Genomic DNA, 7,335 nt, shown 5'->3' on the forward strand with positions numbered 1-7,335 from the left:
GCTTAACCTCTGCCCACCAGCGGCATCGCGCTCGCCATGACGGTCATGGTCAGCACGTTAGTATCAAGCGGCAAACCGGCCATAAATGCCACCGCCTCACCGACACGTTCCACCGGGATCACCGGTTCTTCGGCGATATGCCCGTCGGCCTGCATTCTGCCCGCCAGCGCTTTATTGCCCATATCCGTCGCCGCATTGCCGACATCAATCTGCCCGCAGGCAATATTGAACGCGCGCCCATCCAGCGCAGTGGATTTGGTCAGACCGGTAATGGCGTGTTTGCTGGCGGTGTACGGCGCAGAATTCGGGCGCGGCGACTGCGCCGAAATCGAGCCGTTGTTGATGATGCGCCCGCCCTGCGGCGATTGCTGTTTCATCAGTTTTACCGCCGCCTGCGTACATAAAAATACGCCGGTCAGATTGGTGTTGATCACCGACAGCCAGTCTTCCACCGGCAGTTCGTCGATGGGCACATCCTTCACATTGTTACCGGCGTTATTGAACAGCACATCCAGCCGCCCGAAGGTTTCCTGAATATCCTGAAACAGCGCAGCGACCGACTCTGGGCTGGTAACGTCCAGTTGCCGCGCCACCGCCTGCCCCGCTGCAAATAACTTCACCGCCTGATCCAGTTTTTCTTTGTTACGCCCGGCCAGGATCACGGTAAAACCGATCGCTTCCAGCGCCTTCGCGGCACTCAGGCCAATGCCGCTCCCGCCGCCGGTGACTAAAGCAATTTTCGCGTTTTCTGTGCTCATCTCGCTTCCTTTTACACCGCGGCCAGCATGCCGCCATCAATGAATAAAAGATGCCCGTTGACGAAATCTGAGGCCCGGGATGACAGATAAACTGCGCCGCCGACCAGCTCTTCCGGGTTACCCCAGCGCGCTGCCGGTGTGCGTTTACACAGCCAGTCGGAGAACTCTTTGTTATCCACCAGCGCCTGCGTCATGTCGGTTTTGAAATAGCCCGGCGCGATGCCGTTCACCTGAATATTGTAGCGCGCCAGCTCAACACACATGCCGCGGGTCAGCATTTTCACCGCGCCCTTTGACGCGGCGTAAGGCGTGATGGTGTCGCGGCCCAGCTCGCTTTGCATCGAACCGATATTGATAATTTTGCCGCGCTCGCGCTGGATCATGTAACGCGCCACTGCCTGAGAAACCAAAAACACGGATTTCTGATTCACGGCAATCACGTCGTCCCAGTCTTTCTCCGGAAACTCGGTGAATTTGTGACGGCGCTGGATCCCGGCGTTATTGATCAGCACATCAATCGGTCCGATGGTGCTTTCAATGTGATCAATCGCCTGATTCACCGCCTGACTGCTGGTGACATCAAACGCAACGGCATGGGCGATAAAACCTTCCGCCCGCAGGGCTTCCGCCGCCTTTTGCGTGGACGCCTGCTGGGTACCGTTGACGATAATTTCAGCGCCGTGCTGCGCCAGCCCTTTCGCCAGCAGGAAACCCAGACCGCGCGTGGATCCGGTGACCAGTATCTTTTTGTTATCCAGTGAGAAGAGATTTGTCATAGCATTGGCCTTATGGAGGAAGCGGTTCGAAGCGTTAGCCACACTACAACGTTTTAGGCGCGGGCAAACTGTGATGCAGATCACTTTGAAGGATGTTAAAAAACGCTGTTACCCTTCGTGTGATCATCATCATTTTGATAACAATTCACGGCGCTTTCTGTTTCAATAATCAGGACTATTTGCAGGTACAACCAGGAACATTCCGCATGAGAAATCAGCGCGTGACACTACAGGATATCGCCCAACTGGCAGATGTGACCAAGATGACGGTCAGTCGTTTTCTGCGCACGCCGGAAAAGGTGTCTCCTGAAACCCGCGAGCGCATCACCAGGGTGATGGAGGAAGTGGGATATCCGCTGGAAGAGGCGCGGGGACCGGCCAAAGCGCCGCGCATCGGCATTCTTGTGCCGTCGTTCAATAATCAGATCTTCTCCGATTTGCTGGCCGGTATTGAATCGGTGACCTCAGCACAGGGCTACCAGACGCTGGTGGTCAATTATGATTACAGCAAAGAGCGCGAAGAAGAGCACATCATCAACCTGCTGGGTTATCAACTGGCGGGGCTTATCCTGACGGATTCCGTCCATACGCTGAAAGCCGATAAGTACCTGAATGCGGCGGATATTCCCGTGGCGCAGGTGATGGATCTGGATGATACCCATGGCCGGATCGCCGTAGGGTTTGACAATCAGCAGGCCGGCTACGACATGGCCACCACGCTGCTCGCCAGCGGCAAACAGCACGTGGTTTATTTTGGCTCGATGTCTGATGCCCGCGATCAGAAACGTTATCAGGGATATTGCCGCGCCATGAATGAACGCGGGCTGACGCCGGTGCATATCACGCCAAATAAAGTCTCGTCGGTGTCTATTGGCGCAGGCATGCTGGCGATGGCGCGCCAGCTGGATCCGCAAACCAATGCAATCTTATGCACCAATGACGATATTGCGGTCGGCGTGTTACAGGAATGCCTGAAATTAGGCATCCGCGTACCGCAGGACATGGCGATTTCCGGTTTCCACGGGCTGGATATCGGGCTGGCCACCACGCCGCTGCTGGCCAGTGTCATCACGCCGCGCTTTGAAATGGGTAAAGTGGTGTCTGAAATATTACTCAAGAAAATCAATAATCTGCCTACCATTGAGCGGGTCGATTTGCACTACCGCATCTCGCTTGGCGGCACCATTTAACCGGGTATTTCCTCTTCTTTTGCCCTGTCACCCTTCGTTTATCCACGCCTGAAATAAGGCGTGGGATCACGTAAGAAGTAACACCTTTTCTTAACATAATTCAACGTGACTCATGTCACGAAATACTTTCCTCAAAATGCTTTTATTAGGACATCGCCTGATACCCCTACACAGAGGAAAGAATATGAATAATAAGATTCCTAAGGCCCGCTGGTTACGCGTCATCGCTCCCATCCTTATCGCCTGTATTATTTCTTTCATGGACAGGGTTAATATCAGTTTCGCCATGCCCGGCGGAATGGACGCTGAATTAGGCATTACCGCATCAATGGCCGGTCTGGCCGCCGGTATATTCTTTATCGGGTATTTATTCCTGCAGGTTCCGGGCGGCAGCCTGGCGGTTCACGGCAGCGGACGTAAGTTTATCGCCTGCTCGCTGATTGCCTGGGCGGTGATCTCCATCCTGACCGGCTTTATTACCAATCAGTACCAACTGCTGTTCCTGCGCTTTGCGCTGGGTGTGGCCGAAGGCGGGATGCTGCCGGTGGTGCTGACCATGGTCAGCAACTGGTTCCCGGATAAAGAACGTGGCCGCGCCAATGCGTACGTACTGATGTTCGCGCCGCTGGGCGGAATGATCACCGCGCCGCTGTCCGGCCTGATTCTGGATACGCTCGACTGGCGCTGGTTGTTCATCATTGAAGGGGCATTGTCTTTCGTGGTGATGATTTTCTGGTGGTTCACCATCAGCGACCGTCCGGAAGAGGCCAAATGGCTGTCAGAGCGTGAACGCGACTATCTGGTCACCGAGCTGAACCGCGAACGCGACGCCCTGCGGGCGCTGGCGCCGGTGAACAATGCGCCGCTCAAAGAGGTGTTCCGCAACGGTTCTATCGTCAAACTGATCATCATTAACTTCTTCTATCAGACCGGCATCTACGGTTACACCCTGTGGCTGCCGACTATCCTGAAAAACCTCACCGGCGGCGACATGAGCTCGGTGGGTATGCTGGCGATTATCCCTTACGTGGGCACCATGCTGGGGATTCTGGCGATGTCGGTGATGTCGGATAAAACCGGCAAACGCCGGATGTTTATCGCCCTGCCGCTGTGTGGTTTTGCAGCCTGTCTGGCGGCGTCGGTGGCGTTTGGTCATAACATCATGGCGGCCTACGGTTTCCTGGTCGGTGCTGGTTTCTTCCTGCAAGCCGCCACCAGCGCCTTCTGGACCATTCCGGGCAAAGTGACCACGCCGGAAGTAGCAGGCAGCGCGCGCGGTGTGATTAACGGTCTGGGGAATTTAGGGGGCTTCTGCGGGCCGTATCTGGTCGGCGTACTGGTCAGCCTGTACGGTCAGAGCACCGCGATTTACGCGCTGGTGGCGTCATTACTGATTGCCGCAGCGGTCACCACGTTACTGCCGAAAGAGTGCGACATGGCGCTTATCCCCGGCGCGAAAGCCAAAGCGATGGCGGATGAATATGCCCGGATGCGGATAAGCCGCAAGACGAAAAGCATAAATACGCCCATTACCGGTTGATCATTTCGTCGCCCTGATGCAGAGGTAATTCGTATAAATGATAATGATTATTCAGGTAAGCATTATTATTGGTGAAGTAAAGTCAAATTTTTAGACTTTATATAATACGCGGTTAAATTTTGTACTAATCTCTGATCGTAAGTCCTTCGCAGTTAACTTTACGCTCTGGAGATAAACATGACTTTAACGCTAAAAACATCACACCCTGAATTAGACAGTGCATTGAAAATGCATAGATAAAGACAACATAACGACCCCGGCAGAATTCATGGCTATCCGTGATTCTGCCGATCAGGCGCTGACAGTGGTAAAGAATGAGCCCACGCTGGAGGCAGTCAAAGTCTTCCAGAAAGAGATGGATGAAGCCGTGCAGTCCATGCAGAAAGTCGCGCTTGCTGCACGTAAAAATAAAATCACGCCCGAAGAAAGAGATGCACTGATCGCCGGTGTCGAGGCACAGGTGGCATATGTGGTACTGGGGTATAAATCCAGTATTGAGCGGCTTAATACCTTTAATCAAAAGTAAGCTGACTTACTGATATTGAACGGCAGAAAAAGAAAAAGGCTGGCTAAATAATACTATTTAGCCAGCCTTTATTTTTGGTCGCGTCTGCAACGGCTCTTATGATGCTTTTTGGGGCTGCGGGCGGCTCGCGTACAGGTACAGCAAGGTGGCGGCAATCACGCAAAACGCCATTGAACCGACCATCGGCCAGGCACTTTTCGCGGTAAACAGTGACAGAATGGAACCAATCGCCGCACCGGTGCCGAAACGAATCGTCCCGGCCAGAGAGGCCGCGGTACCGGCCATGTGCGGAAAGTCATCCATGATCACCGCCATCGCGTTAGAGGTCACCATGGCAATCACGCCGACATACCCCGCCACGCCCATCACCATCGCCCAGAACGGCAGACCGAGCAGGCAAACCACGACCAGCCAGATACCCATCGCCAGCTGCACAAACAGGCCAAAACGGAACATTTTGACAGCACCTGCGCGGCGAACATTACGGCTGTTGATAAGCGTCAGGATCACCAGCGCCACAATATTGAGCGCAAAGTAAAAGCCGAAATTCTGCGGTGAAACTCCGTTCAGCTCGATATAGACAAACGGACCGGCGCTGAGAAAAGAGAACATACCGGCGAAGGAGAAACCACTCGCCAGCATATAACTGAGCACGCGTTTATGACGGAACAGTGAGACGAAGTTGCCCACGCTGGTGCGTAAATGGAATTTTTGTCTTCGCTCTTTGGGTAATGTTTCTTTGATGTACACCGCGACCAGGGTCGCTGCGATCAGTGCCGCAATGGCCATCGCCCAGAATATCGCGTGCCAGCTGAACAGCACCATCAGCACGCCGCCCAGCATCGGAGCAAGCAGCGGCGCGACGGTCATCACCAGCACAACGAAAGACATCATCCGCGAGAACTCGTCTTTGGTGAACATATCGCGCATCAGGGCGTTGATCACCACGCTGGCCGCTGCGGCGGCTAAGCCGTGCAGGAAACGCATCCAGACCAGTTGCTCGACCGACTGCGCCATCGCACAGGCACCGGCCGCCACCGCAAAGATCATCACGCCCCAGAAGATCACCGGTTTACGCCCGAGGCTGTCTGCCATCGGCCCGTAAAACAGCTGCCCTATCGCAAAACCCAGCACATACGCGCTGAGGGTCATTTGCACACTGCCCGCCGGAACACCATATTCCTGCGCAATCACGGGCATACTTGGCAGATACATATCGATAGCCAATGGCATCAGCATCGATATCAATCCCAGAATGAAAATTAATCCAATATGGGATACCGGTTTTTCCTGCACGTTCACCACCAAATTAATCAGATAATGAAAAAACTACCGCGGGGGCATGCCAACGCTGGCAATTTCCTGCTCAGTTAACGGACGATACTGGCCTGGCTCCAAATCTTCATCCATCACAATCCCGCCAATGCGTTCGCGGTGCAGTGCCACAACGTGGTTGCCCACGGCGGCAAACATGCGTTTAACCTGATGGTAACGGCCTTCGCTGATGGTCAGACGCACCACGCGCTCATCGACTTGCTCAAGCTGTGCCGGTTTGGTCAGGGAATCTTCGTTGTGCAGCTGAACGCCCGCTTCAAACTGTGCGGCAGTGTCATCCGCCAGCGGATTTTCGAGCGTCACCAGATAGGTTTTTTCGCACTGATGGCGCGGAGACGTAATGCGGTGCGACCACTGGCCGTCGTCGGTCATTAACACCAGACCGGTAGTGTCGATATCCAGACGCCCTGCGGCATGCAGTTTGTACGCTACCGGCTCTTCGAGGAAGTACAGCACGGTCGGGTGATCGGGATCATCGGTGGAACAGACATAGCCCTGCGGCTTATTAAGCATGAAATAACGCGGGCCAGTGATTTGATCCAGCACGTTACCGTCGAATTCGACACGCTGTTCGGGGCTGATTTTCATCGCGCCGGTTTTGACGATTTCACCGTCAACGGTGACACGTTTGTTGCGAAGCTCACGCAGAACGAGCGCGCGGCTTACACCTAATTGCTGAGATAAAAACTTGTCCAGACGCATTGGATCGGCTTGCCTTACATGGCGATCTGAGTGATCGCGTTACTGATAAAACACAAGACCCCGCCGCCGCATTCAAGCAACTGACAGGGTTCAGGGTTGTTCGATTCGTAATACTTTCAATTCGCAATAACTGCAAAACGTGATTATTACTTCGAGGGGGCAGATGCACTGCCGCATTGAGACAGAGAGTATAGCCGCGCTTAGCGACGCATCCTAGGAGGAAAGCATAAAAATAAGCAGGCTACACATTCCCGCGGCGTGATTTGATTGCTCATCGCCATGCGGCAGATTTCTTGGCATACTCCACCACTGTATTTATTAACATGTAAATGAACAGGTGATGGCCGACCCGTGACTGCTTTTACGCTCCGCCCCTATCAGCAAGATGCCGTGGACGCCACGCTGCGTCATTTCCGTCAGCACGATGAACCGGCGGTGATCGTGCTGCCTACCGGCGCGGGAAAAAGCCTGGTGATTGCCGAACTCGCCCGCGTCGCGCGTGGCCGTG

8 protein-coding genes are annotated in these 7,335 nt (G+C 54.2%); 4 read left to right on the forward strand and 4 right to left on the reverse strand.

Going from position 1 to position 7,335, the window contains the following annotated elements:
- Nucleotides 1-2: 2 nt before the first annotated feature.
- Both ED901_RS09805 and idnO read right to left on the reverse strand, forming a co-directional pair.
- Nucleotides 3-758: an SDR family oxidoreductase gene (locus ED901_RS09805; RefSeq protein WP_122095790.1), complete on the reverse strand. Its 756-nt coding sequence runs from the start codon at nt 756-758 to the stop codon at nt 3-5.
- 11 nt (nt 759-769) lie between these two features.
- Nucleotides 770-1,534: a gluconate 5-dehydrogenase gene (idnO, locus tag ED901_RS09810; RefSeq protein ID WP_122095791.1), complete on the reverse strand. Its 765-nt coding sequence runs from the start codon at nt 1,532-1,534 to the stop codon at nt 770-772.
- A gap of 206 nt (nt 1,535-1,740) precedes the next feature.
- Here idnO and ED901_RS09815 point away from each other — a divergent pair, with 206 nt between their 5' ends.
- The 3 genes from ED901_RS09815 to ED901_RS09825 all read left to right on the forward strand — a co-directional run bounded on the left by ED901_RS09815 (nt 1,741) and on the right by ED901_RS09825 (nt 4,790).
- Complete coding sequence (locus ED901_RS09815; RefSeq protein WP_056778469.1) at nt 1,741-2,724, forward strand: LacI family DNA-binding transcriptional regulator; 984 nt, start codon at nt 1,741-1,743, stop codon at nt 2,722-2,724.
- 184 nt (nt 2,725-2,908) lie between these two features.
- A complete protein-coding gene (locus ED901_RS09820; protein ID WP_056778464.1) occupies nt 2,909-4,264 on the forward strand; it encodes an MFS transporter in 1,356 nt (451 codons plus the stop codon).
- A 268-nt stretch (nt 4,265-4,532) separates the two neighbouring features.
- Nucleotides 4,533-4,790, forward strand: coding sequence for a hypothetical protein (locus ED901_RS09825; protein ID WP_122095792.1), 258 nt, complete (start codon nt 4,533-4,535; stop codon nt 4,788-4,790).
- 96 nt (nt 4,791-4,886) lie between these two features.
- Here the strand turns inward: ED901_RS09825 and ED901_RS09830 are convergent, their stop codons facing one another.
- Both ED901_RS09830 and rsuA read right to left on the reverse strand, forming a co-directional pair.
- Nucleotides 4,887-6,086 carry a Bcr/CflA family multidrug efflux MFS transporter gene (locus ED901_RS09830; RefSeq protein WP_056779147.1) on the reverse strand — a complete coding sequence of 400 codons (1,200 nt, stop codon included), beginning with the start codon at nt 6,084-6,086 and terminating at the stop codon, nt 4,887-4,889.
- Between the two features lie 33 nt (nt 6,087-6,119).
- Entirely contained in the window at nt 6,120-6,827 is a 708-nt protein-coding gene (rsuA, locus tag ED901_RS09835; RefSeq protein ID WP_056778457.1) for a 16S rRNA pseudouridine(516) synthase RsuA, read from the reverse strand.
- A gap of 351 nt (nt 6,828-7,178) precedes the next feature.
- On the opposite strand from rsuA, the gene ED901_RS25365 reads away from it, so the two are divergent.
- Nucleotides 7,179-7,335 (forward strand): DEAD/DEAH box helicase family protein (locus tag ED901_RS25365; protein WP_256370283.1); only part of this gene is annotated, 157 nt, incomplete at its 3' end.

It is taken from the genome of Rahnella sp. Larv3_ips, assembly GCF_003697865.1.
Taxonomy (GTDB): Bacteria; Pseudomonadota; Gammaproteobacteria; order Enterobacterales; family Enterobacteriaceae; genus Rahnella; species Rahnella rivi.